This window comes from Pseudomonas sp. CGJS7 (genome assembly GCF_036961695.1).
In genome coordinates this window covers 1-23,129 of record NZ_JBAMDI010000048.1, presented here as the reverse complement: position 1 = coordinate 23,129, position 23,129 = coordinate 1, and the positions used below count along the sequence as shown (strand labels likewise).

Genomic DNA, 23,129 nt, shown 5'->3' with positions numbered 1-23,129 from the left:
TTCACCGGCTTACACAGTCGCCTGTAGGAGCGGGTTTACCCGCGAAAGGGCCAGCCCCGCTGGCCAATCTCCACCCGCCGTTCACCGTTGCCGCGACTACCGTATTCGCGGGTAAACCCGCTCCTACAGTGGTCGCGTATCGCCAATCAGACGGTTTTTGCAATACGCCCTGCCAGCAACGCCCAGCCCAGCAGCAATGCACAGACAATTGCCAGCGGCCATGAGCGCCATTGCAGGTAAGGCGTCAGCTGCTGCATCGGCACCACCTCGCCATACAGCACGGCCTGCTGGAACTGCGGAATCTGCGTGGTAATGCGGCCAAACGGGTCGATCAGCGCGGTCACGCCGTTGTTGGTGGCGCGGATCATCCAGCGGCCGGCTTCCAGCGCGCGCATCTGCGCCATCTGCAGGTGCTGCAAGGGGCCGATCGATTTGCCGAACCAGGTGTCGTTGCTGATGGTCAGCAGCAGGTCGCTACGCGCAGCCAGGCCGGCGGCGAACTCGGGGTAGACCACCTCGTAGCAGATGTAAGGCGCAATCTGGTAGCCCTTGGCCTGCAGCAGCGGCTGGTCTTCCGGACCGCGGGCGAAGTCGGACATGGGCAGGTTGAAGAACTCGATGGCCCCACGCAGCACGTCTTGCAGCGGCACATACTCGCCAAATGGCACCAGCTTCTGCTTGAGGTAGGTGCCATCGCCTTCGCCAGTGACGGTGATGCCGTTGTAGTAGCGGCGCTGGTGGTGCACTTCTTCGCGCACCGGCACGCCCGTGATCAGCGCCGAGTGGCGCTCGGCGGCGAAGCGGCCCATCACGTCGATGTAGCCCTGGGCCTGGTCCTTGAGCACCGGAACGGCGGTTTCCGGCCACACCAGCAGGTCCACCGGCCTGGAGCTGAAGCTCAGGTCGCGGTATAGCGCCAGTTGCGCGTCGATGTGCGCAGGGTCCCATTTCAGGTCCTGCTCGACGTTGCCCTGGATCGCCGCCACTTTCAGCGGATCGCCTGCCGGAATGGTCCAGGCATGGCCCTTGAGCGCCAGGCCCAGCACCCAGGGGGCCAGCAACAGCACGCTGGCCACGGCCAGGAACGAGGGGCGGGTGCGCAGGCGGTGCAGGTTGCACAGCAGGGCGGCGGTGAGGGCGAGGCTGAAGGAAATCAGCCATACCCCGCCCAGCGGCGCAAGGCCGGCCAACGGGCCGTCCAGCTGGCTATAGCCGGCGTAGAGCCAGGGGAAACCGGTCAGGAACCAGCCGCGGAAGGCCTCTTGCAGTAGCCAGAGGGCGGCGAAGCACAGGGCGTCGGCCAGTGGTGCTTCGTTGCGCCGTAGCCAGCGCGCCCACAGCCAGGTGGGCAGGGCGAAGAACCAGGCCAGTGCGGCGAAGAACACCAGCAACAACACGATTGCCAGCAGCGGCGAGGCGCCGCCGTAGGTGTTCATGCTGACGTAGATCCACCAGGTGCCGGCGCCATACAGGCCAAACCCAAACCACCAGCCACGCCACATGGCCTGGCGCGGGCTGAGCTCGCGCAGGCCAAGGTAGAGCACCGCGATGGACAGCACCGCCAACGGCCAGATGTCGAACGGCGCCAGGGCCAGGAGGGTGGAAGCACCGGCCGCCAGGGCCAGCAGGTTACCGGGCCAGCCGGGGCGGGTGATCCAACGCATGTTTGTCCTTAACGGGTGATCGGGGTCAGGCGCAGCAAGTGTATCCGCCGGCTGTCGGCGTTGAGAATACGGAACTTGTAAGACCCGATCTCAGTGGTTTCGTTGCGCTTGGGCAGGTGGCCAAAGGCGCTCATCACCAGGCCGCCGACCGTGTCGAACTCGTCATCGGAGAACTCGCTGTCGAAGAACTCGTTGAAGTTCTCGATCGGGGTAAGCGCTTTGACCAAAAAATCACCGCTGGGCAGTGGTTTGATGTAGCTGTCTTCCTCGACGTCGTGCTCGTCTTCGATATCGCCGACGATCTGCTCCAGCACGTCCTCGATGGTGACCAGGCCCGCCACGCCGCCATATTCGTCGATGACGATGGCCATGTGGTTGTGGTTGGCGCGGAATTCACGCAGCAGCACGTTCAGGCGCTTGGACTCGGGCACGAAGGTGGCCGGGCGCAGCAGGTCCTTGATGTTGAAGCTGTCGCCGTTCTCCTTGAGGATCAACGGCAGCAAGTCTTTGGCGAGCAGGATCCCGAGCACATCGTCATGGCTTTCGCCGATTACCGGGTAGCGCGAGTGCGCGGCGTCGATCACCGCCGGCAGGAACTCGCGAGGCGACTGGCCGGCCTTGATGCTGTTCATCTGCGAGCGCGGCACCATGATGTCGCGAACCTGCAGGTCGGCTACCTGAATGGCGCCTTCGACGATGGTCAGCGCTTCGCTGTCCAGCAATTTGTTCTGATGGGCTTCGCGCAGCAGCTCAAGCAGCTCCTGGCGGTTTTTCGGCTCATGGGCAAAAGCCTGGGTCAGTTTACCCAGCCAGGACTTCTGCCCGTTGCTCGATCGATCTTCGCTCATGGCGGTTCTCGTGATCCTTCGTGTATCAGTGTGTGATTGTGTCGGTTTCATCATCGGCATACGGGTCGGGGTGACCCAGTTCTGCCAGCAATTCCCGTTCCAGGCTTTCCATTTCCTCGGCTTCCTCATCCTCGATGTGGTCATAGCCGAGCAAGTGCAGGCAACCGTGGATGACCAGGTGCGCCCAGTGCGCTTCCAGCGATTTGCCTTGTTCGGCCGCTTCGCGCTCGACCACCGCTACACAGATGACCAGGTCGCCCAGCAGCGGGATATCGAGCAGGTCATCGGGCACATCGGCCGGGAACGACAACACATTGGTCGCGTAGTCCTTGTGCCGGTAGGTGTGGTTCAGCTCGCGGCCTTCGGCTTCGTCGACCAGGCGAATGGTCATTTCCGAGTCGGCGCTGCGCTGGCGCAACGCCAATTCGCACCAGCGGCGCAAGGCGGCGTCTTCTGGAGTGGCAGCATCCGTGGCCCGTTGGATATCAAGTTCAAGCATCTTTGCCGGGCGCCTCGGGCTTGGGCTGGCGGGCTTCGAAGCGGTCGTAGGCTTCGACGATACGCTGAACCAGTGGGTGACGAACCACATCCTTGGGTTGGAAATGGGTAAAGCTGATCCCCGGAACGTCCTTCAGCACCTCGATGACGTGCGCCAGGCCCGACTTGGTGCCACGGGGCAGGTCGACCTGGGTTATGTCACCGGTGATCACCGCAGTAGAGCCGAAACCGATGCGGGTCAGGAACATCTTCATCTGCTCGAGCGTGGTGTTCTGGCTTTCGTCGAGGATGATGAAGCTGTTGTTCAGGGTGCGGCCACGCATGTAGGCCAGAGGGGCGATTTCGATCACCTGGCGTTCGATCAGCTTGGCCACGTGTTCGAAGCCGAGCATTTCGTACAGGGCGTCGTACAGCGGGCGCAGGTACGGGTCGATTTTCTGTGCCAGGTCGCCGGGCAGGAAACCGAGCTTCTCACCCGCCTCGACCGCCGGGCGCACCAGCAGGATGCGGCGCACCTGTTCGCGTTCCAGCGCGTCCACGGCGCAGGCTACGGCCAGGTAGGTCTTGCCGGTACCGGCCGGGCCGATGCCGAAATTGATGTCGTTGGCCAGGATTTCCTTGACGTAGCGCTGCTGGTTGAGCCCGCGCGGGCGGATGTTGCCTTTGCGCGTGCGCAGCGACACGCTGACCTCGTTGACGGCCGGGTTGTCGATGTTCTCGACAGCCGACTCCTGCAGGTACAGGTGCACGGTTTCCGGTGACAGGTCGGTGGCCTTGGTCTCGCGATAGAGACGGCGCAACAGCTGTTCGGCAGCGGAGGTGGTCCTGGGTTCGCCGATCAGCTCGAACTGATTGCCGCGGTTGCGGATCTCGATGGCCAGGCGCTGTTCGATCAGGCGCAGGTGCTCGTCGAACTGGCCGCACAAGTTGGCGAAACGGTGGGCCTCGAAGGGTTCGAGGATGAAACGATGGGGTTCTATGGGTGCGTTCAAGGTCGTTTTTAGCCGCTCGACGGCGATGGAGTTGAACTCAAGAATAACCCTTGAATGGCAGTGGCGAAAGCACTGAAACGATCAAGGGTTGGCTCAAGGTATATAGTGCCTGTTCTGGCCTCTTCGCGGGCATGCCCGCTCCCACAGGTACTGCACGGGTTTGAAGGTGGGTGCAATACCTGTGGGGCTTGCCCGCGAAGGGGGCGGTGCAGGTATGATCCCCGTCTTTTCTTATGCATGTGTTATCTGGCCAAACATGAGCAAACGCGAACCCGCCATCTATAAAGTGATCTTCCTGAACCAGGGTCAGGTCTTCGAGATGTACGCCAAGCAGATCTACCAGAGTGACCTGTGGGGCTTTCTGGAAATCGAGGAGTTCGTGTTCGGCGAGCGCTCGCAACTGGTCGTGGACCCGAGTGAGGAGAAGCTCAAGAGCCAGTTCGACGGAGTGGTCCGCAGCTTCGTGCCGATGCACTCGATTGTGCGCATCGATGAGGTGGAGCGCCTGGGCACGGCGAAGATCAGCGAGGCCAAGGGCGGCGGCAATGTGATGCCGTTCCCGATGCCAATGCCGGAAAAGTGACCTTCAGGGAAGCGGCGAGAACGGCGTGCGCCCTTCGGCGTTCTGCAGTTCGAGCAGGTACTTGCGGAAAATCTGGCCGAGCACCTGGGTGGCATGCTCCAGTTCGTCGCGGGGCATTTGCTCGGTCACTTCGTCGGCCATGTCCAGCGCATCTTCGGCGCCATTGACCGCAGCCATTTTCAGCAGGATGTAGGCCTGCACGTTGTTGGCCTTGACCCCTTCGCCATGGAAGAACATGGCACCCAGACGATATTGGGCGTCGGCTTGGCCCTGCAGCGATGCCTTCTGGAACCAGTCCAGGGCTTTGCCCAGGTTTTTTGGCGTTTGCGTGTAGTAATACTCGCCCAGTTCGAATTGCGCCTGGGCATCCCCCGCAGTCGCCGTCTGCTCGCAGGCCTTGAGGGCGTTTGCCAGGTCTTCAGGCTGAACGTTCAAGGTGCAGCGGCCCGTCGCCGGAATCAGCAACGAGTTACCGCCCTCCGCCAGGGCCAGCAGGGGCTGAAGAAGCAACAGGCAGCCCAGGGTCAGGGCGCGGCCGGTGCGGTTCATGGGGATCGACTTACCTCTGCAAAGCTGCGGCCAATGTCTCTGGTGGCACATTATGGGATAAGCAGCGCCAACCTTACAAAGTTTTACTCGAATTTCTGCTTGGTTGGGGAAGTCAGCTGATTGTGTGTGCGTAATTATTGCCTGTGCCGGCCTCTTCGCGGGTGAACCCGCTCCTACAAGGGGGTGTCGCTTTCATGAGTGTAGGAGTGGGTTGGCTCACGAAGAGGCCGGTACAGGCTGGCCATCACTTCAGGGCGGCAAAGGCTTTCTCAGCCGCATCCAGGGTGATCTGCAGCTCCTTGTCGCCATGGGCGATGGAGGTGAAGCCCGCTTCGAATGCGCTCGGTGCCAGGTACACGCCACCGTCGAGCATCAGGTGGAAGAAGCGCTTGAAGCGCTCGGCATCGCTGGCCATCACGTCTTCGAAGGTGACGATATCGTCGGCGCCGCTGAAGTACAGGCCGAACATGGCACCGGCCTGGGTGGTGACGAATGGCACGCCAGCGGCATCGGCGCGTTGCTGCAGGCCGTCAAGCATGCGGCTGGTGTAGTCGGTCAGCTCGGCGTGGAAGCCTGGGCGGCTGATCAGCTTGAGGGTGGTCAGGCCGGCGGCCATGGCCAGCGGGTTGCCCGACAGGGTGCCGGCCTGGTAGACCGGGCCGAGCGGGGCGATGCAGCCCATGATTTCACGCTTGCCGCCGAAGCAGCCGACCGGCATGCCGCCACCGACGATCTTGCCGAAGGTCGACAGGTCCGGCTTGATGCCGTAATGGCCCTGGGCGCCGCCGAGCGAGACGCGGAAACCGGTCATCACTTCGTCGAAGATCAGCACCACGCCATGCTTGTCGCATTGCTCGCGCAGGCCCTCGAGGAAGCCCGGTGCCGGTGGTACGCAGTTCATGTTGCCGGCCACTGGCTCCACGATGATGCAGGCCACGGTCTGGCCAACTTCGGCCAGGGTCTTCTCGACGGCGGCGATGTCGTTGAACGGCAGGGTCAGGGTGTGCTTGGCGAAGTCCGCTGGCACGCCTGCCGAGCTTGGCACGCCTTGGGTCAGCAAGCCGGAGCCGGCCTTTACCAGCAGGCTGTCGGAGTGGCCGTGGTAGCAGCCTTCGAACTTGATGATGGCGTCACGGCCAGTGTAGCCACGGGCCAGACGGATGGCGCTCATGGTGGCTTCAGTGCCCGAGCTGACCATGCGCACCATTTCCATCGACGGTACGATCGAGCAGACCAGGTCGGCCATCTCGGTTTCCATGGCGGTCGGCGCGCCGTAGGACAGGCCGTGCTCCAGCTGCCTGCGTACCGAGTCCAGCACGTCCGGGTGGCCGTGGCCGAGGATCATCGGGCCCCAGGAGCCGACGTAGTCGACGTAGCGTTTGTCGTCCTCGTCAACGACATAGGCGCCTTCGGCATGCTTGAAGAACAGCGGCGTGCCGCCAACGCTCTTGAAAGCGCGGACTGGCGAGTTGACGCCGCCAGGGATGTGCTTCTGGGCTTGGGCGAACAGGGCTTCGGAACGGGACATGGAAGTATCTCTCGAATCAGGATGCGAACAAGGCGTTGAAGGCGCGGGCGCGGCGGGTGACTTCCTGCGCGCTGTCGGCACCGAACAAGCCGTGGATCACCGCCAGCAGGTCGGCGCCGTGGGCGACCAACGGGGCGGCGTTGTCGAGGGTGATGCCGCCGATCACGGCGATCGGCAGTTTCACCTGGGCGCGGGCCTGCTCGAGCAGGCCGACGTTGGCAGCGGGCGCGCCCGGCTTGGTGACAGAATTGAAGAAGCGGCCAAAGGCCACGTAGCTGGCGCCTTCGCTGGCAGCCTGGGCGGCCAGTTCGAGGCTGGCGTGGCAGGTGGAGCCGATGATTGCCTGACGGCCGAGCAGTGCGCGGGCCGGGGTCAGCGGGCCGTCGGTCTGGCCCAGGTGCACGCCGACACCCAGGCGGGCGGCCAGTTCGGCGTCGTCGTTGATCAGCAACTGGGTGCCGTAACGCTCGCAGAGCTTCATCAGCCCTTCGGCTTCACGCAGGCGGCGCGCCGCATCGTCGCTCTTGTCGCGGTACTGCAGCAGACACACGCCGCCTTCCAGGGCCGCCTCGACATGGGACAGGAAACGGCCGGCGAGCAGCTGGCTGTCGGTGATGGCATACAGACCGCGTAGCTTCATTGAAGGCCTCGTATCAGGAGCAGAAGTCCAGGGGCAGGCGGCGCGGCACGTATTGGCCTTTGCCCAGTTGCTCGGCGTCCCGCAGGGTGCGCCAGGTGTAGTCCAGGGCGGTGCGCACGGCGCTTTCCAGCTGCTCGCCGAGCGCCAGGCGGCCAGCCAGTGCACTGGCCAGGGTGCAGCCCGAGCCATGGTAGCTGCCCGGCAGGCGCTGGCAAGTCCAGGTGAAGTGCTGGCCGTCCTGGGTGTACAGGCGGTTGTGGATTTCGTCTTCGTCGCCGTGACCGCCGGTAATCAGCAGGTGTCTACAGAACGGCAACAGTTTCTCGGCACATTCGTCAGCGGTGCCCTCGGGCAGTTCGGCGAGGATGCGTGCTTCGGGCAGGTTCGGCGTGGCGATGGTCGCCAGCGGCAGCAACCGTTCACGCAGGGCGTAGCCCACTTCGTCCTTGCCCAGGCGGCCACCGCCACCGGCACGCAGCACCGGGTCGCAGACCAGCGGCAGGTGAGGGTGGGCGGCCAGCAGTTCGGCGACGGTGTCGACCATCTCGATCGAGCCGAGCATGCCCAACTTGACGGCGGCCACCGTGGAGTCGGCCAGCACGGCGTTGGCCTGGGCCAGCACCCACTCGCGGTCGAGCACGCGGAAGTCGGAAACGTTGACGGTATCCTGTACGGTCAGGGCGGTCACTGCAGGTGCAGCGTGGCAGCCTTGGGCGATCAGGGCTTCGATATCTGCCTGCAAGCCGGCGCCGCCACTGGGGTCGTGGCCGGAGAGACAGAGGACAACGGGGCGGGAGCTGTAGGTATTCATGGTCGGCGAGCTTACCACCAAACCTGTTTGGGCGGATCGTCCGACAAACGAGTTTTACTGATCGATCGGTCAGGTTGCTGATTGGTTTTCTATTGAAAGCATTGATTTAGAGCCTTTTCTTTGTGTTTTTATGTGGCCGATTGCCAGGTTGTGAGGCTATGCTAGAGTGCTCGGATAACTCGACAAACGGGTTCTGCAGGATCACGTCGTCTCAAACGGATGGGAGGCTACCGCGACGCGACCGGACAGGCCATGCTGGGGCTGTATGCGCTATTTGCTGATTGTGCTTCTGGGTTTGCTGCCCGTGCTGGCCGGAGCGGTCGATTTCGACGACGCTACCCGGCATCTTCCACTGGGCAAGGCCATGCAGGTTTATGAAGACCCCGATGGCAATGCCAGCATCGCTCAGGTCAGTGCCCCCGGTTTCGCCAAACACTTTCAGCCCCACCATGAGGATGTGCTGAACGCCGGTTACTCCACCTCGGTGTTCTGGCTCAAGGTCGAACTGCGCCCCACTGCCGCGCCCAACGCTGCCCCGCGGTCATGGCTGCTGGAGTTGGCCTACCCGCCGCTGGATCACCTCGAACTGTATTTGCCTGACAGCAGCGGCCTGTACCGCCTGGCGCAGCGCACCGGCGATGCCTTGCCCTACGACAGCCGGCAGATCCGGCAGAACAACTACTTGTTCGAACTGCAACTGCCGCCAGGCAAGGTGACCACCGCGTACCTGCGGCTGCACAGCCAGGGTTCGGTGCAAGCGCCGCTGGCGTTATGGTCCCCTGAAGCCTACCTGGAAGAGCAGCCCACGCGCCTGTATGTGCTGGGGATGATCTACGGTGTTTTACTGGTGATGCTGGTGTACAACCTGTTCATCTACCTCAGCGTGCGTGACGTCAGCTACCTCTATTACATCCTTTACATCGCGTCGTTCGGCCTTTACCAGGTCTCGGTGAACGGCGCCGGTGTAGCCTATTTCTGGCCAGACAGCCCTTGGTGGGCGAACGCCTCCACGCCTTTGTTCATTGGTGCAGCCGGGCTGTTCGGTTGCCAGTTCGCCCGGCACTTCCTGCAACTGGGCAGCCTCAACCGTGGCTTCGATCGCCTGTTGCAACTGCTGATGCTGGGGGGGGCGCTGGTCATGGTACTGGCGGTGAGCATGCCTTACGGCATTGCGCTGCGCATGGCCACGCTGCTGGCGCTGCTGTTCACCATAAGCGTCTTCAGCGCCGGCCTGTATGCCTGGTGGCGCGGCTTGCGAGTGGCGCGCTGGTTCATCATCGCCTGGACGGCGTTCCTGCTTGGCGGACTGGTCAACACCTTGATGGTACTGGGCTACCTGCCGAACGTGTTCATCACCATGTATGCCAGCCAGCTGGGTTCGGCCTTGGAAGTGGCCTTGCTGTCGCTGGCACTGGCCGACCGCATCAACAGCCTGCGCGAGCAGCAGGCACAGACCTTGCGCGACACTGGGCGTACGCTGGAGCAACTGAACCTGCAGCTGGCCAGGAGCAATCGCCTGAAGGACGAGTTCCTGGCCAGCGTGACTCATGAACTGCGCACCCCGATGAATGGGGTGATTGGCTCGCTCGAGCTGATGCACACCCTGCCGATGGGGGCTGAAATGGCTCAGTACCATCACACGGCAGTGGGGTCTGCCCAAGGCATGATGGATATGGTCGATGCCATTCTTACCCTGTCCGAATTGCAGGCCGGCCGCCTGCGGGCGCAGCCGGCACCGTTCAGCCTGCGCGCCCTGTTGCAGGGTTTGCGCGCCGGTTATGCCGGGCAGGCGCTGGGCAAAGGCCTGTACCTGAGCCTGGACATTCCGGCCGACCTGCCGGACGGGCTGCTCGGTGACGGGCAGAAACTGGCGCACTGCCTGGGTTGCCTGGTGGACAACGGTTTGAAGTTCACCCATCAGGGCGGTGTGATGATCCAGGTGCGTGGCCGCCGGGTGGGACCGGATGATCTGGCGTTGACCTTTACCGTCAGCGACAGCGGTATCGGTTTCGATGATCTGGAGCAGTCGACCCTGTACCAGCGGTTCTTCCAGGTCGATGGTTCGATGACCCGGCGGTATGGCGGTTTGGGGATTGGGTTGTCGATTTGCCGGCAGATGGGGGAGTTGCTGGGGGCCAGATTGGCGCATGAATCGACGCGCGGGCTGGGTAGCCGCTTCGAGTTGAGTTTGAACATGGCGATTTCGCAGGCGCAGATGAGCCCGCACATGCTGCAGGCGCGGCGCTCGCTGTAGGAGCGGGTTCACCCGCGAAAGGGCCGGGTCTGCTGGCCAATATCCACCCACCGTTCACCGTTGCCGCCACCTACGCGCGCGCGCACGCCAGCAATCACACGTTTAGTCATTAATACCCCTTTGACTACCCCGCAAGCAGTGCTTCACTGGGTCTCTCAAGCCTACCCGGATCCAGGAGCCCCCCGATGAGCCTGCACCAGTACGCTGAAACCCACGAAGTCACCAACCAGCCGCCGCCGCTCGACGGTGCCAACCTGTACCGCCTCGACCTGCCCTTGCAAGAATGGTCAAGGCGTTTTGGCGCGGGCTGGGCCGAGTCGCGGATCGACGCCTATGGTGCCCTGGCCGGCGGCCCGCTGATGCAGGCAGGCTTCCTGGCCAACGCGCACAAACCCGAGTTCAGCAGCCACGACCGCTATGGCCATCGCATCGATCTGGTCGAGTTCCACCCGGCCTACCATGAGTTGATGCGTACCGCCGTCGAACATGGCCTGCCTTCTTTGCCATGGGCCGAGCCCCGTGCTGGCGCCCATGTTGCACGGGCTTCGATGACCTACCTGCACAGCCAGGCCGAGGCCGGCACCGGCTGCCCGCTGACCATGACGTTTGCCGCCGTGCCGGCATTGCGCCTGCAGCCTGAGCTGGCTGAATACTGGCTGCCGAAAATCCTTGCCTGCGAATATGACCCGCGCAACGTTGGCGACCGGCACAAGGCCGGGGTCACCCTGGGCATGGCGATGACCGAAAAGCAGGGCGGCACCGATGTGCGCGCCAACACTACCCGGGCCTATCCGGTCGGTGCGCCGGGCCCGGGGCAGGCCTATGAGCTGGTTGGCCACAAGTGGTTCTGCTCGGCGCCGATGTGCGACGCTTTCCTGACCTTGGCGCAAACCGAAAAAGGCCTGAGCTGCTTCCTGCTGCCGCGCCACCGCCCCGATGACAACCGCAACCAGTTCTATATCCAGCGCCTGAAAAACAAGCTGGGCAACAGCTCCAACGCCTCCAGCGAGGTGGAGTTCCGCGGTGCGCTGGCGTGGATGATCGGCGAAGAGGGACGCGGCGTGCCGACCATCATCGAGATGGTCGCCATGACCCGGTTTGATTGCATGGTCGGCTCCAGCGCGCTGATGCGCCAGGCGTTGACGCAGGCGGCTCACCATTGCGCGCATCGCAAGGTCGGCGGGCGGGTGCTGAACGAGCAGCCATTGATGCAGAACGTGCTGGCCGACCTGGCCCTGGAAAGCGAGGCTGCGCTCGCCCTGAGCTTGCGCATGGGCCAGGCGCTGGAGCAACTGGACGACCCGCAACAGGCGCATTTTGCCCGGCTGGTCACGGCGGTGGGCAAGTACTGGATCTGCAAACGTGCGCCGGCCATGATCAACGAGGCCGCCGAATGCCTGGGTGGCGCGGGTTATGTGGAAGACAGCATTCTGCCACGGCTGTACCGCGAGGCACCGGTCAACTCGACCTGGGAGGGCTCGGGCAACGTGCAGTGCCTGGATGTGCTGCGGGCCTTGTCCAAGGAGCCGGGCGTACTCGATGCACTGTTTGTCGAGCTGGGTGACGGGCATGGCGACCCGCGCCTGGCGGCGCATATCGGCAACCTCAAGGGGGCGTTTGCCGACACCGGTGACATGCAGTACCGCGCGAGGCAGCTGACCGAGGATATTGCCCTGGCGTTGCAGGCCAAGCTGCTGCTGGAGGCCGGGAATGCAGACGTCAGTGATGCGTTTATCGGCAGCCGCCTGGCCGGTGGTGGCCGGGTGTACGGGGCGCTGCCGCGAGGTGTGGATGTGATGGCATTGGTCACAAGGGCTACGCCTGCCTGGCCCCTGTAGCAGCGGGCTTGCCCGCGAATGAACCCAACACCGATCAATGGGGGTGTATTTAACCAAGAAGGCAGGCAAGATGGATCACATGCATGTCCAGACAGGAAGCACAGTGTGAGCCACGCTTTTGTAGTCGTTGATACCCCCGAACAGGCCGTCGACCGTCTGGCGGCCTTGCATGAACAGGCCACAGGTGCCCTGAGTCAGGCCCTGAAGCGTTACCTGAAGGACCGTACCGAGCCCGATACCGATGAGCGCGACCTGTTCCGCTACCCGGCTCTGCGCCTGACCTACTACAGCCATGGCGAAGTCGCCGCCACCACCCGCGCCTATGCCAAGGTCCAGGTTGCCGGCACCTACAGCGTCACCGTCACCCAGCCCGCTGCGTTCCGTGGCTACCTGCTGGAGCAACTGCGCCCGCTGATGCATGACTACACCGTCACGGTAGAAGTCGGCGTCAGCGAGCAGAACATCCCTTACCCCTATGTGGTCGACCAGGGCGACGAGCTGGCCGGTAGCGGCATTACCGCTGCGCAGCTGGCGCGAGTGTTCCCCAGCACCGACCTGTCGGCGGCCACCGACAACATCGCTGATGGCCTGTACGACTGGGACCGTGCTGAAATCATGCCACTGGCGTTGTTCGATGCCGCGCGCGTCGACTTCTCGCTACGCCGCCTGGTGCACTACACCGGCAGCGACTGGCGCCATGTACAGCCGTGGATCCTGCTGACCAACTACCACCGCTATGTCGACCAGTTCATCAGCCATGGCCTGGAACAACTGCGTGACGACCCACGCTTCGTGCGTATGGTGCTGCCGGGCAACGTCGTGATCGAAAAGGGCATGGACCATGGCGAAACCCAGGCCCTGGTGGCCAGCGTGGTCTGGCACCGCTACCAGATGCCGGCTTACCACCTGATCGCCGCCGACGGCGATGGCGTTACCTTGGTCAACATTGGTGTGGGCCCATCCAACGCCAAGAACATCACCGACCACCTGGCCGTGCTGCGCCCGCATTGCTGGCTGATGATCGGCCACTGCGGCGGCCTGCGGCAGTCGCAGACCATCGGCGACTACGTGCTGGCACACGCCTATATGCGCCGTGACGGCATTCTCGACCGGGTCGTGCCGCCGAATATCCCGATCCCGGCCCTGGCCGAAGTGCAAATGGCCTTGCAGGAGGCCGCCGCGCAGGTCACTGGCGAGCGTGGCGAGCAGTTGAAAAAGCGCCTGCGCACCGGCACCGTGCTGACCTACGACGACCGCAACTGGGAGCTGCGCTGGGCTCAGGAACGCCCGCTGATCAACCTGTCGCGTGCCGTGGCGGTGGACATGGAAAGCGGCACCATTGCTGCCCAGGGCTACCGTTTGCGCGTGCCTTACGGCACCTTGCTGTGCGTGTCCGACAAGCCGCTGCACAGCGAGATCAAACTGCCAGGTTCGGCCAACGCCTTCTATAACCGGGCGGTCAGCCAGCACCTGAAGATCGGCATTGCTGCCCTCGACCTGCTGCGCACCGAGCTCAACTCGCTGCACTCGCGTAAACTGCGCAGCTTCGATGAGCCGCCGTTCCGCTGAGGATTCATGTCACTGCCACCCCGTAACAAGCCGCGCCGCCCTCAGGCGCGGCCTGCCGCCGGCCCGCGTCGCCAGGCCAAGGCGCCACCCGCCGAGCCGCGCCTGATCCTGTTCAACAAACCGTTCGACGTGCTGACCCAGTTCAGCGACGGTGAAGGGCGCGCGACGCTCAAGGACTTCATCGACATTCCGGGCGTATACCCGGCCGGGCGGCTGGACCGCGACAGCGAAGGCTTGCTGTTGCTGACCAACGATGGCGGGTTGCAGGCGCGGATTGCCGATCCGAAGCACAAACTGGCCAAGACCTACTGGGTGCAGGTGGAAGGCGAGCCGAGTGACGAGCAGTTGCAGCGCTTGCGTGATGGCGTGGAGCTGAACGATGGGCCGACCTTGCCGGCTGAGGCGCGGCGCCTGGAAGAACCCGAGCTGTGGCCGCGCAACCCGCCGGTACGCTTTCGCAAAAGTGTGCCGACCAGCTGGCTGGAGCTGGTGATTCGCGAAGGGCGTAACCGCCAGGTGCGGCGGATGACGGCAGCAGTGGGCTTGCCGACCTTGCGCCTGGTGCGCGTGCGGATTGGTGACTGGGCGCTGGATGGGCTGGAGCAGGGTTGCTGGCGGGAGGTCCCTGCCAGGCTTTAGTTAAGGTCAGGGCCTGTTCGCGGGCACGCCCGCTCCCACAGGGACGGTGCAGTACTTGAAGGCAGCGCCCAACCTGTGGGAGCGGGCGTGCCCGCGAATGGCCCTGAAATGTTTTATACGCCTTCCAGAAACCCCACCACCACGCTTTTGATGATGAAGGCCAGCACCCCCAGGCCCAGCACGAAGAACAGGATCAGCGTCCCGAACTTACCCGCCTTGGACTTTTTTGCCAGGTCCCAGACGATGAAACCCATGAAACCGATCAACACGGTGACCAGGATGATCATCATCCATTCTTCGAATACGGCGGGATCCATCGGTGTTCTCCAGGCGGGTTGAGCGTCCGATTATACGTCGGCTGGGTAAGCAATTAACGCAGGTGGGTCAATGGCAGCTCGGTGCTGGCCAACACCTGGTTGAGCACGAAGCTCGAGCGCACGCTGGTGACGCCTTCGATACGGGTCAGGCTGCCTAGAAGCAGTTTCTGGTAGTGGTCCATGTCCGGCACCACCACTTTCAACTGATAATCGGCATCCATGCCGGTGACCAGGCTGCACTCGAGCACCTGTGGCAGGTTGCGGATGGCGGCCTCGAATGTTTCAAAGCGCTCCGGGGTGTGGCGGTCCATACCTATCAACACATAGGCGGTCAGGCTCAGGCCCAGCTTCTTGCGGTCGAGCAGGGCCACCTGGCGCGAGATATAGCCGTCGTCCTCCAGTTGCTTGACCCGACGCGAGCATGGCGATGGCGACAGGCCGATGCGTTCGGCCAGTTCCTGGTTGGAAATGCGCGCATCGCGCTGCAATTCGGCGAGGATGCTCAGGTCGTAGCGGTCAAGTTTGCTCATGGCATTTGCCTTTTCTGTTCGGATTGCTGCGAATTATCAATCCAGGGTGAAAAATTGCGCAAGTGCTATTTATCTGAGCAATCTTCGCAATCCTCTGTCGCAACCCGTCCGGTATCTTTATCACCAGAATCACTGCCCGGACATCAGTCCACGGCGACGCGCCCTAGGCGGGCGGTCGCGGCCAGCCATCCAACAGGATCTGCAGGCCCCCGGGCTACACACCCTCCAGAAGACGGTGTGAGGTGAGCCGGCGCCACAAGTGCCGAGCACGGACGACAATTCCTGAAGGGAGGCCCTGTGGCCTCCCTTTTTTCATGTCGGGAATTTTAATTGGCCTGTGTGGTGGGCACGGTAGACTGGCGTTGGTTGCAGTTTTTTCTACCGAGAGGAACACCATGACGTCGCGCATCTGGCAGTTGGCAGGTGTTGGTTTACTGGGTTTGAGCATCAGCCTTGGGGCCTTGGCTGAAGGGCCCGGCGAGGGGCACGGTGAACGTGGCCAGCAGGTGCAAGGTGAGAGTGAACCGGGGCGCTCGCTCAACTCGCGCGACGAAGTGCGCCAGACCCAACCGCCGCGCCAGGGGTATTACCAGGACATCCCCCGCCGCCACGGTGATGATCACCACTGGCAAACCGGTGGCCCGGGGCAACGGCCCGGTGGCGACTGGCAGGGGCGCCCGGATGGCCATGGCAATGGCTGGGGGCCTGGGCCGCAGTATCGCCCAGGGCACACGGTGGATCATTTTCCTGACCGCTACTGGAAAGTACCCTACCGGGGCGCTGACTATTTCTACTCCGGGGGTTACTGGTACCGCCCGCACGGGGGCCGTTACATCGTGGTGACCCCGCCGTACGGCGTGCGGGTCAGTTATCTGCCGCCTTATGCGCGGGAAGTGTGGTTGGGTGGTGCGCTGTTCTTTCTGGTGGCCGATACCTATTACCAGTACCTGGCAGACAGCCAGGAATATGTGGTGGTCAACCCGCCGGTCGGCGTGCCGTCGCCCGTGCCGGTGGCCCCGGCAAATGGCGGGTATGACGTGGTGGCTTATCCGATGTATGGCCAGGGTCAGGAACAGCAGGAGCAGGACCGCTACCAGTGCCATCGCTGGGCGGTGAGCCAGTCGGGCTTCGACCCGGCGACGGCGACGTATGCACCGGCGGCCACTGTGCTCAGCCACTACCAGCGGGCGCTGGGGGCCTGTTTCAGTGGTCGGGGTTACAGCATCAACTGAGCCCTGCACGGAACCCCTGTAGGAGCGGGTTTACCCGCGAATACGGTAGCGGCGGCAACGCTGATCGGCGGGTTGAAATTGGCCAGCAGCCCCGGCCCTTTCGCGGGTGAACCCGCTCCTACAACGGCCTGTGCGTGTGTAATCGATGGACTCGGGTTTACCCGTGAATACGGTAGCGGCGGCAACGGTGATCGGCGGGTGGAAATTGGCTAGCGGCCCCGGCCCTTTCGCGGGTGAACCCGCTCCTACAACGGCCTGTGCGCGTGTAGGAGCGGGTTTACCCGCGAATACGGTAGCGGCGGCAACGGCAAACGGCGGGTGGAATTGGCCAGCAGCCCCGGCCCTTTCGCGATGAACCCGCTCCTACAAGGGGTGGGGCATGGGGTGGTTACCTCATACCGGGTCGGCGTGCACCATCACGTCTGCCTGTGGGTAACGCTGGCGGATCACCCGCGAGGCCTCCACGCACAAGCTATGCGCCTCATGCAGCGGCAGTTGCCCCGGCAGTTCCAGGTGCAGTTGCACAAACCACTGGTTGCCCGACACGCGCGTGCGCAGGTCATGCACGCCTTTCACGCCTGCAACGGCCAGCACCAGCGCGGTCATGTCCTCGCCAACATCGCCGGGTAAGGCCTTGTCCATCAGGATGGCCGTACTTTCGCGGGCAATCTGCAACGCGCTCCAGAGGATGTAAAAGGCGATGCCCAGGCCGAACAGCGCATCCAGCTGCGGCCAGCCAAAACGCGTCAGCAACAGGGCCAGCAGAATGCTGCCGTTGAGCAACAAGTCAGAACGGTAGTGCAGGGAATCTGCCCGTACCGCAGTGGAGCCGGTGAGCCGGATGACCTTGTACTGCAGCGCCAGCAGGGCGACCGTCAGCACCAGCGACAGCAGCATCACCGCGATACCGATGGAGGTATCACCCAGCGGTTGCGGGGTGTACAGGCGCTCGACCGCCTGTACACCGATTAGCACCGCACTGCCACCGATGAACAGCGCCTGCGCCATACCGGCCAAGGCCTCGGCCTTGCCATGGCCGAACCGGTGATCGTCGTCGGCCGGGCGCAGGGCATAGTGCACCGCCAGCAGGTTGAGGAACGAGGCCACGGCGTCCAGTGCCGAGTCGGTCAGCCCGGCCAGCAAGCTCACCGACCCGCTCAGCCACCAGGCCAGCGCCTTGCTCAGCACCAGGATGCCGGCCACCGCCAGTGAAGCGCGCGTGGCCAGGCGGAGCAGGCGCTGGTGTTCAGCCGGGGTAGTGATCATCCGTGGTCAGTGTCCTTGTGGCTCAGGCTGCCGGGACCAGGCCCAGGCTGGCCAGTTGTTCGATGCTGCCGCGGTGCTGGATCAGCCGTGGGTCGTTCAGCGGCAGGCGCTGGCCCAGTTCGCTTTCCAGAATGGCCTGCAACTTCAGGTTGTCGACCTTGCCATCGGGGCTGACGGCTTCCTGCAGTTTGGCCGGGTCAACCTGGGCAGTGCGGCCACCTGGGTAGTAGATGGCGCCGGTGGCAAAGTCGATACCGAAGGCAATCAGCCCCGGGATTACATAGAACAGGATGCCAATGGCATCCATGGCGGCAACCACAGGGTCGATCTTGCCGCCGATCTGGCCGCGCCGGTCCGGGTAGAAAATGGTGCCGCAGGCCGTCAGTTGGGTCAGCAGGGTGGCGATGAGGGCGCCACCGATGACGCGGGTCGAGATACGCATGTAAATCTCCGAAAAGGTGTTCAGCAGGACAAGCGAAGCGCCTGCACCTGATGTTAAGACCATGATAGAGCAGGCTGGGTTCGCCGTTATACTCGCGACACTGTTCGAGGACCACCATGATTTCATTACCCATTGATGCTGCCTTGCCCGCCCTGCGCCAGGCTCTGGAAAACCGTGACGAAGTGGTGCTTGAAGCGCCGCCTGGCGCTGGCAAGACCACCCGCGTGCCACTGGCGCTGCTGCACGAACCGTGGCTGGCCGGGCAGAGCATCCTAATGCTCGAGCCACGGCGCCTGGCTGCGCGGGCAGCGGCCGAACGGCTGGCCAGTGAGCTGGGCGAGCAGGTTGGGGAAACGGTGGGTTACCGCATCCGTCTGGACAGCAAGGTCGGGCCGAAAACCCGTATCGAAGTGGTGACCGAAGGCATCCTCACACGCCGCCTGCAAGCCGACCCGGCGCTGGAAGGTGTGGGCCTGCTGATCTTCGACGAATTTCACGAGCGCAGCCTGGATGCCGATCTCGCACTTGCGCTGAGCCTTAACGGCCGCGAGTTGCTGCGTGACGACCCGCCACTGAAGATTCTGCTGATGTCCGCCACCCTGGAAGGCGAGCGCCTGTCGCGGTTGCTGGACGATGCCCCGGTGGTCAGCAGCGAAGGCCGCATGCATCCGGTGGATATCCGCTGGGGGCGGCCGTTTCAGCCAGGCGAGTTCATCGAGCCACGGGTGGTGGACTGCGTGCTGCATGCGCTGGCTGACCAGGCCGGCAGCGTGCTGGTGTTCCTGCCTGGGCAAGCCGAGATCCGCCGGGTTCACCAAAGCCTTCAGGAGGCGCTGGGGACGCGCCCCGAGATTCTGCTGTGCCCGCTGCATGGCGAGCTCGACCTCAATGCCCAGCGCGCCGCTATCGACCCGCCGGCCAAGGGCCTGCGCAAGGTGGTGCTGGCCACCAACATCGCCGAAACCAGCCTGACCATCAATGGCGTGCGCGTGGTGATCGACGCAGGCCTGGCCCGGGTGCCGCGCTTCGACCCCGGCAGCGGCATGACCCGCCTGGACACCCAGCGCATTTCCCGCGCCAGCGCCACCCAGCGCGCGGGGCGTGCCGGCCGCCTGGAGCCCGGCGTGTGCTACCGCCTTTGGTCCGAGGCCCAGCATGACCAGCTGGCCGCCCATGGCAGTGCCGAGATTCTCCAGGCCGACCTGGCCGGGCTGGCCCTGCAGCTGGCGCGCTGGGGTGTAACGCCCGAGCAGTTGCGCTGGCTCGACCAGCCACCGGCTGCAGCGTTCGCCCAGGCACAGGACCTGTTGGCGCGACTCAGCGCCTTCAAGCCGGGCAGCCGCGACACCCTCAGCGAACATGGCCAGGCCATGGCCGAACTGCCGGCTCACCCACGCATCGCGCACTTGTTGCTGCGCGGCCAGGACCTGGGCCTGGCACAGATGGCATGCGATGTGGCTGCACTGCTGGGGGAGCGGGACATTCAGCGTGGCGGTGGTGCCGACTTGCACAGCCGGCTTGCGCTGGTCAGCGGTGAGAGCAAGGCTGCGCGTGGCGGCCAGGGGGGTGTGCAGCGTGCTCGTCAGCTGGCCCGGCAGTACCGTGGCCTGTTGCGTGGCAAGGTCGGTGCGCCGGTCGCCGACCCGGACCACCCACGCTGGCTGGGCGCCCTGTTGGCGCTGGCCTACCCTGACCGGGTCGCCCAGCAGCGCCGGGCGGGTGGGGCGGAGTATCGGCTCGCCAACGGCCGTGCGGCCCTGTTTGGCGAAGTCGATGCATTGATGAAGTGCCCATGGCTGGTGATCGCCGACCTGGGTAGCCGCCAGGGGCAGCGTGAGGAGCGGATCTATCTGGCAGCCGAATTCGATCCGGCGTTGCTCGAGGGTGTACTGGCCGAGCAGGTCGAGAGGGTCGATATCCTCGATTGGGACGAGCGCGAGCAGGTGTTGCGCGCCGAGCGCCAGGTGAAGGTTGGCGAACTGGTCCTCAGCCGTGAGCCGCTGCCCAGGCTGGATGACGAAGCCAGGGCCCGGGCGCTGCTTGGCCTGGTCCGGCGCAAAGGTTTGAACCTGCTGACCTGGACGCCGGAACTGCGGCAATGGCAGGCACGTGTTGCGCTGCTGCGTCAGCTCGACCTGCAGAAGGATGGCCACAGCGAATGGCCTGATCTGGGGGACGAGGCGCTGCTGGCCAGCCTGGAAGACTGGTTACAGCCTTACCTGAGCAAAGTATCGCGCCTCAGCCACTTTGCCGCGCTGGACTTGCCGTCGATGCTGCGCAACCTGCTGCCCTGGCCGCTGCCGCAACGCCTGGAAGAACAGGCTCCGGCGCATTTGGCCGTGCCGTCCGGCTCGAACATCCGCCTGGATTACAGCGAAACCCCGCCGATTCTCGCCGTGCGTCTGCAAGAACTGTTCGGCCTTGCCGACACCCCGCGCATCGCCAATGGCCGGCAGCAGGTCAAGCTGCACCTGCTGTCACCGGCGCGTCGGCCGGTGCAGGTGACCCAGGACCTGGCCAGTTTCTGGCGCACGACCTATGCCGAGGTGAAGAAAGACCTGAAAGGGCGATATCCGAAGCACTACTGGCCGGACGACCCTCTGGTGGCCGAGGCTACCGCCAGGGCCAAGCCGAGAGGGAGCTGATGCACACCACTGAGTGCGGCAGGCCGAAAAAATCATGCGCTGGCCACGACGTGTCAGTGGTCGTGCCATTCATCGTATTGCCCCCGCCAGTGAAGCTCGATCTGCCTGCCTCAATAGGAACGTGATCACTTCGCCTTCCTCGACGTTGAGCCAGGCTACCCACTCCCCACTCCTGTGCGGCGTATCCGGGAGGGCGCCGACCCTGTAGCCCCGCTGGTCGCGCAGATGGCAGACAAGGCCTTCATCTGTCAGCGCCAGCGGCTCGATTTTCCAGTATTCGCTAACGTCTGCATGCCAGTAGAAGCCCAGATAGCCATTGCGGCTGACCCCTAGTTTCTTGGTCTCCGGGCGCCCTGGCATGCTGATGCGGTAGTGCAGGCGATCGTTGGTCCGCGAGTGGTAATGAAAGTCCATCACCGGGGAGTCCTGCCTTCCCCCCGCCTGCAACCAGTCATCCTCAGGGGTAATGCCCCAGCCGAACTTGTCTGTACTGCGGCTGAGGCGTAGCGGGATGTCCCGGTCGACGGTGCGCATGTACAGCTTGCCGCGAAAAGACCTGGCGTACCCGGCCTGAATGGTTTCGTTCATGGTGCACTCCTTGAATAGCATTGAGGATGTGCACTCTGGCGCCAGGGCTGGGCAGCCGGCAGGCCGAAAACATTCCCCGGTGGCCTCAGGTGCTGGCTTCACCTTCCAGCAACATGAACAGGCGGTACAGCACCACGGTGCTGAACAGCTGCAGGAAGCCGCTGAGGCTGTCCATGGCCAGTTCCATCCCAGGTGATGGCTCGGGGAAGGCCATCAACAGCAGCCCGTCGATCAGCCAGATCGGTGCCAGCACGCCTAAAACGCAGATCATGATGCGCATGAAATGCCCGGTGGTCATGCTTGCGCTTTCGCGCATCGCCTGCACCACCGGCCGGCCGCGCAGTACCAGCAGGTACTCGGCGAACACCAGGTTGATCATGATCCACACCCCCGGGAAGATGAACAGCGCCAGGCCGGCCATGATCAATAGCGAGCTGATCAGGATCAGCAGGGCCAGTTGCGGCCACAGTTGAAGGGCGCGGGCGAACAGGTCGCGCTTGGCGATTTCCTGGCCGTTGCTGCGTGTGTCCAGGTACAGGATCAGGGCTGCGCTGTACAGCGGGTAGAACAACAGGCTGACCAGCATGCCGTAGGCCGGTGATGCCTGGTCGCCCAGCTGCCGGTCCAGCAATTGGGTGAGCAGGGCTTCCACCACCACCAGCGGCAGGCACAGCTGGAGGATGTTTGGCAGGTGACGGCGGAAGAAGTACAGGGAGTCACGCAGAACGCTCAGCGGATTCATCAGTCAACATCGCATGGCAGTAAAAACAGGGGCCTAACTTTAGCCCAAAGCAGGCCTGGAGCTGTCACTTGCTGAAAAAAGTTTCACCGCAGCAGTGATTGAATCCCGCGCCTGTACGCCCCATCTTTGACGCTGTCCGATGTCCCGCTACCCCACGAGGTCGCCCATGAACACTGAAGAACAAACCCTGATCGACGGCCTGTTCGGCCGCCTCAAGCAAGCCGAAGACCCAAGCCAGCCGCGTGACGCGCAAGCCCAGGCGTGCATCGAGCAGCACGTGCGTCAGCAACCGGCGGCGCCTTACTACATGGCCCAGGCGATTTTGGTACAGGAGGCCGCGATCAAGCGCCTCGACGAACAGAACAAGCAGCTGCAAGCCGAGCTGCAGCAGGCCCGTGCCCAGGCTCAGGCGGCACAAGCCGCCAGCAGTGCGCCGAGCAATGGCGGGGGTGGTTTCTTGTCCAGCATCTTTGGTTCGGGTGGGCGCAACGCAGCCCCGGCGGTGCAGCCACAGCGTCCTTCGGCGCCCCCTGTAGCGTCCGGTGGTGGCTGGCGCGAGCCGTCGGCACCTGGTTTCGCCCAGCCTCAGGCGCCGCAGCCTGGCTATGGCGCCGCGCCTGCGCGCAGTGGGGCCAGCAGCTTCCTTGGCGGGGCCATGCAGACCGCCGCCGGTGTGGCCGGTGGTGTGCTGCTGGCGCAGGGTATCAGCAGCCTGTTCAACCACAACTCGCAACCGGAAGAAGTGGTCGAGGTCATCAAGGAAGAGCCGGCGCCAGCCAGCGACAGTGGCGGCTGGAACGACCAGGGCGGGCAGCAGCAAGTGGCTGACAACGGTGGCTGGGGCAGTGACCAGGGTGGATACGCCGACGGTGGTTTCGGCAGCGATGACGGCGGGTTCTTCTCGGACGACGATTCTTACGTCTGACAGGTCTGGCATACTGCTGGCATTTCCGG

22 protein-coding genes are annotated in these 23,129 nt (G+C 63.8%); 8 read left to right on the top strand and 14 right to left on the bottom strand.

Translation table 11 applies throughout. The features are described 5' to 3' along the window. Positions 1 to 146: 146 nt before the first annotated feature. The 4 genes from lnt to V7787_RS25945 are packed head-to-tail and all read right to left on the bottom strand — an operon-like array spanning position 147 to position 4,002. On the bottom strand, positions 147 to 1,664 hold the full coding sequence (lnt, locus tag V7787_RS25960; protein WP_104887006.1) for an apolipoprotein N-acyltransferase: 1,518 nt from the start codon (positions 1,662 to 1,664) through the stop codon (positions 147 to 149). Positions 1,665 to 1,672: 8 nt separating this feature from the next. Continuing rightward, positions 1,673 to 2,512, bottom strand: coding sequence for an HlyC/CorC family transporter (locus V7787_RS25955; protein ID WP_003249762.1), 840 nt, complete (start codon positions 2,510 to 2,512; stop codon positions 1,673 to 1,675). A 25-nt stretch (positions 2,513 to 2,537) separates the two neighbouring features. Continuing rightward, on the bottom strand, positions 2,538 to 3,011 hold the full coding sequence (gene ybeY, locus V7787_RS25950; protein ID WP_010955408.1) for an rRNA maturation RNase YbeY: 474 nt from the start codon (positions 3,009 to 3,011) through the stop codon (positions 2,538 to 2,540). Then, the gene (locus tag V7787_RS25945; protein ID WP_014592526.1) at positions 3,004 to 4,002 is read right to left on the bottom strand and encodes a PhoH family protein; all 999 of its coding nucleotides are present in this window, start codon (positions 4,000 to 4,002) and stop codon (positions 3,004 to 3,006) included. The genes ybeY and V7787_RS25945 overlap by 8 nt, the downstream gene beginning before the upstream one ends. 256 nt (positions 4,003 to 4,258) lie before the next feature. Here V7787_RS25945 and V7787_RS25940 point away from each other — a divergent pair, with 256 nt between their 5' ends. Then, the gene (locus V7787_RS25940; protein ID WP_003249769.1) at positions 4,259 to 4,585 is read left to right on the top strand and encodes a DUF1820 family protein; all 327 of its coding nucleotides are present in this window, start codon (positions 4,259 to 4,261) and stop codon (positions 4,583 to 4,585) included. Positions 4,586 to 4,588: 3 nt separating this feature from the next. Here the strand turns inward: V7787_RS25940 and V7787_RS25935 are convergent, their stop codons facing one another. The 4 genes from V7787_RS25935 to V7787_RS25920 form a co-directional block, all read right to left on the bottom strand. Then, positions 4,589 to 5,134 carry a tetratricopeptide repeat protein gene (locus V7787_RS25935; protein ID WP_004576914.1) on the bottom strand — a complete coding sequence of 182 codons (546 nt, stop codon included), beginning with the start codon at positions 5,132 to 5,134 and terminating at the stop codon, positions 4,589 to 4,591. 244 nt (positions 5,135 to 5,378) lie between these two features. Next, entirely contained in the window at positions 5,379 to 6,662 is a 1,284-nt protein-coding gene (gene hemL, locus V7787_RS25930) for a glutamate-1-semialdehyde 2,1-aminomutase (protein ID WP_010955406.1), read from the bottom strand. Between the two features lie 16 nt (positions 6,663 to 6,678). After that, positions 6,679 to 7,302 carry a thiamine phosphate synthase gene (thiE, locus tag V7787_RS25925; RefSeq protein ID WP_004576913.1) on the bottom strand — a complete coding sequence of 208 codons (624 nt, stop codon included), beginning with the start codon at positions 7,300 to 7,302 and terminating at the stop codon, positions 6,679 to 6,681. A gap of 13 nt (positions 7,303 to 7,315) precedes the next feature. Further along, positions 7,316 to 8,113 carry a hydroxymethylpyrimidine/phosphomethylpyrimidine kinase gene (locus tag V7787_RS25920; RefSeq protein WP_010955404.1) on the bottom strand — a complete coding sequence of 266 codons (798 nt, stop codon included), beginning with the start codon at positions 8,111 to 8,113 and terminating at the stop codon, positions 7,316 to 7,318. Positions 8,114 to 8,378: 265 nt separating this feature from the next. Here V7787_RS25920 and V7787_RS25915 point away from each other — a divergent pair, with 265 nt between their 5' ends. The 4 genes from V7787_RS25915 to V7787_RS25900 all read left to right on the top strand — a co-directional run bounded on the left by V7787_RS25915 (position 8,379) and on the right by V7787_RS25900 (position 14,413). Next, entirely contained in the window at positions 8,379 to 10,367 is a 1,989-nt protein-coding gene (locus V7787_RS25915) for a sensor histidine kinase (protein WP_010955403.1), read from the top strand. A 185-nt stretch (positions 10,368 to 10,552) separates the two neighbouring features. Further along, the gene (locus V7787_RS25910) at positions 10,553 to 12,205 is read left to right on the top strand and encodes an acyl-CoA dehydrogenase family protein (protein ID WP_104887009.1); all 1,653 of its coding nucleotides are present in this window, start codon (positions 10,553 to 10,555) and stop codon (positions 12,203 to 12,205) included. A gap of 105 nt (positions 12,206 to 12,310) precedes the next feature. Continuing rightward, a complete protein-coding gene (amn, locus tag V7787_RS25905; RefSeq protein ID WP_014592520.1) occupies positions 12,311 to 13,774 on the top strand; it encodes an AMP nucleosidase in 1,464 nt (487 codons plus the stop codon). 6 nt (positions 13,775 to 13,780) lie between these two features. Further along, positions 13,781 to 14,413 carry a pseudouridine synthase gene (locus V7787_RS25900; RefSeq protein WP_049586600.1) on the top strand — a complete coding sequence of 211 codons (633 nt, stop codon included), beginning with the start codon at positions 13,781 to 13,783 and terminating at the stop codon, positions 14,411 to 14,413. 113 nt (positions 14,414 to 14,526) lie between these two features. Here the strand turns inward: V7787_RS25900 and V7787_RS25895 are convergent, their stop codons facing one another. Both V7787_RS25895 and V7787_RS25890 read right to left on the bottom strand, forming a co-directional pair. Further along, positions 14,527 to 14,730 (bottom strand): DUF2788 domain-containing protein, encoded by a 204-nt coding sequence (locus V7787_RS25895; RefSeq protein ID WP_003249787.1) that lies wholly within the window; start codon positions 14,728 to 14,730, stop codon positions 14,527 to 14,529. 53 nt (positions 14,731 to 14,783) lie between these two features. Continuing rightward, positions 14,784 to 15,260 (bottom strand): Lrp/AsnC family transcriptional regulator, encoded by a 477-nt coding sequence (locus tag V7787_RS25890; RefSeq protein WP_003249795.1) that lies wholly within the window; start codon positions 15,258 to 15,260, stop codon positions 14,784 to 14,786. 395 nt (positions 15,261 to 15,655) lie between these two features. Here V7787_RS25890 and V7787_RS25885 point away from each other — a divergent pair, with 395 nt between their 5' ends. Further along, positions 15,656 to 16,492: a DUF6515 family protein gene (locus V7787_RS25885; RefSeq protein ID WP_064491241.1), complete on the top strand. Its 837-nt coding sequence runs from the start codon at positions 15,656 to 15,658 to the stop codon at positions 16,490 to 16,492. A gap of 393 nt (positions 16,493 to 16,885) precedes the next feature. Here the strand turns inward: V7787_RS25885 and V7787_RS25880 are convergent, their stop codons facing one another. Together V7787_RS25880 and V7787_RS25875 are read right to left on the bottom strand one after the other, a co-directional pair. After that, positions 16,886 to 17,758, bottom strand: coding sequence for a cation diffusion facilitator family transporter (locus tag V7787_RS25880; protein ID WP_010955399.1), 873 nt, complete (start codon positions 17,756 to 17,758; stop codon positions 16,886 to 16,888). A gap of 22 nt (positions 17,759 to 17,780) precedes the next feature. Next, positions 17,781 to 18,200: a hypothetical protein gene (locus V7787_RS25875; RefSeq protein ID WP_014592516.1), complete on the bottom strand. Its 420-nt coding sequence runs from the start codon at positions 18,198 to 18,200 to the stop codon at positions 17,781 to 17,783. A gap of 116 nt (positions 18,201 to 18,316) precedes the next feature. Between V7787_RS25875 and hrpB the strand changes: the two genes are divergently transcribed. After that, positions 18,317 to 20,845 (top strand): ATP-dependent helicase HrpB, encoded by a 2,529-nt coding sequence (gene hrpB, locus V7787_RS25870; RefSeq protein ID WP_336090073.1) that lies wholly within the window; start codon positions 18,317 to 18,319, stop codon positions 20,843 to 20,845. A 69-nt stretch (positions 20,846 to 20,914) separates the two neighbouring features. On the opposite strand, the gene V7787_RS25865 is transcribed toward hrpB, so the two are convergent. Both V7787_RS25865 and V7787_RS25860 read right to left on the bottom strand, forming a co-directional pair. Next, the gene (locus tag V7787_RS25865; RefSeq protein WP_336090070.1) at positions 20,915 to 21,433 is read right to left on the bottom strand and encodes a hypothetical protein; all 519 of its coding nucleotides are present in this window, start codon (positions 21,431 to 21,433) and stop codon (positions 20,915 to 20,917) included. Positions 21,434 to 21,518: 85 nt separating this feature from the next. Then, positions 21,519 to 22,175: a YciC family protein gene (locus tag V7787_RS25860; protein WP_010955396.1), complete on the bottom strand. Its 657-nt coding sequence runs from the start codon at positions 22,173 to 22,175 to the stop codon at positions 21,519 to 21,521. Between the two features lie 166 nt (positions 22,176 to 22,341). Between V7787_RS25860 and V7787_RS25855 the strand changes: the two genes are divergently transcribed. Next, a complete protein-coding gene (locus tag V7787_RS25855) occupies positions 22,342 to 23,100 on the top strand; it encodes a DUF2076 domain-containing protein (protein ID WP_104962605.1) in 759 nt (252 codons plus the stop codon). Positions 23,101 to 23,129 lie beyond the last annotated feature (29 nt).

Bases quoted from the DNA above. Each gene is read 5' to 3' on its own strand.
- V7787_RS25885 (WP_064491241.1), top strand. From the start codon at position 15,656: ATGACGTCGCGCATCTGGCAGTTGGCAGGTGTTGGTTTACTGGGTTTG.
- ybeY (WP_010955408.1), bottom strand. From the start codon at position 3,011: ATGCTTGAACTTGATATCCAACGGGCCACGGATGCTGCCACTCCAGAA.
- V7787_RS25915 (WP_010955403.1), top strand. From the start codon at position 8,379: ATGCGCTATTTGCTGATTGTGCTTCTGGGTTTGCTGCCCGTGCTGGCC.
- V7787_RS25875 (WP_014592516.1), bottom strand. From the start codon at position 18,200: ATGCGTATCTCGACCCGCGTCATCGGTGGCGCCCTCATCGCCACCCTG.
- thiE (WP_004576913.1), bottom strand. From the start codon at position 7,302: ATGAAGCTACGCGGTCTGTATGCCATCACCGACAGCCAGCTGCTCGCC.
- V7787_RS25935 (WP_004576914.1), bottom strand. From the start codon at position 5,134: ATGAACCGCACCGGCCGCGCCCTGACCCTGGGCTGCCTGTTGCTTCTT.
- V7787_RS25855 (WP_104962605.1), top strand. From the start codon at position 22,342: ATGAACACTGAAGAACAAACCCTGATCGACGGCCTGTTCGGCCGCCTC.
- hrpB (WP_336090073.1), top strand. From the start codon at position 18,317: ATGATTTCATTACCCATTGATGCTGCCTTGCCCGCCCTGCGCCAGGCT.
- V7787_RS25955 (WP_003249762.1), bottom strand. From the start codon at position 2,512: ATGAGCGAAGATCGATCGAGCAACGGGCAGAAGTCCTGGCTGGGTAAA.
- V7787_RS25865 (WP_336090070.1), bottom strand. From the start codon at position 21,433: ATGAACGAAACCATTCAGGCCGGGTACGCCAGGTCTTTTCGCGGCAAG.
- V7787_RS25895 (WP_003249787.1), bottom strand. From the start codon at position 14,730: ATGGATCCCGCCGTATTCGAAGAATGGATGATGATCATCCTGGTCACC.
- V7787_RS25880 (WP_010955399.1), bottom strand. From the start codon at position 17,758: ATGATCACTACCCCGGCTGAACACCAGCGCCTGCTCCGCCTGGCCACG.
- hemL (WP_010955406.1), bottom strand. From the start codon at position 6,662: ATGTCCCGTTCCGAAGCCCTGTTCGCCCAAGCCCAGAAGCACATCCCT.
- V7787_RS25900 (WP_049586600.1), top strand. From the start codon at position 13,781: ATGTCACTGCCACCCCGTAACAAGCCGCGCCGCCCTCAGGCGCGGCCT.
- V7787_RS25920 (WP_010955404.1), bottom strand. From the start codon at position 8,113: ATGAATACCTACAGCTCCCGCCCCGTTGTCCTCTGTCTCTCCGGCCAC.
- V7787_RS25860 (WP_010955396.1), bottom strand. From the start codon at position 22,175: ATGAATCCGCTGAGCGTTCTGCGTGACTCCCTGTACTTCTTCCGCCGT.
- lnt (WP_104887006.1), bottom strand. From the start codon at position 1,664: ATGCGTTGGATCACCCGCCCCGGCTGGCCCGGTAACCTGCTGGCCCTG.
- V7787_RS25890 (WP_003249795.1), bottom strand. From the start codon at position 15,260: ATGAGCAAACTTGACCGCTACGACCTGAGCATCCTCGCCGAATTGCAG.
- V7787_RS25940 (WP_003249769.1), top strand. From the start codon at position 4,259: ATGAGCAAACGCGAACCCGCCATCTATAAAGTGATCTTCCTGAACCAG.
- V7787_RS25910 (WP_104887009.1), top strand. From the start codon at position 10,553: ATGAGCCTGCACCAGTACGCTGAAACCCACGAAGTCACCAACCAGCCG.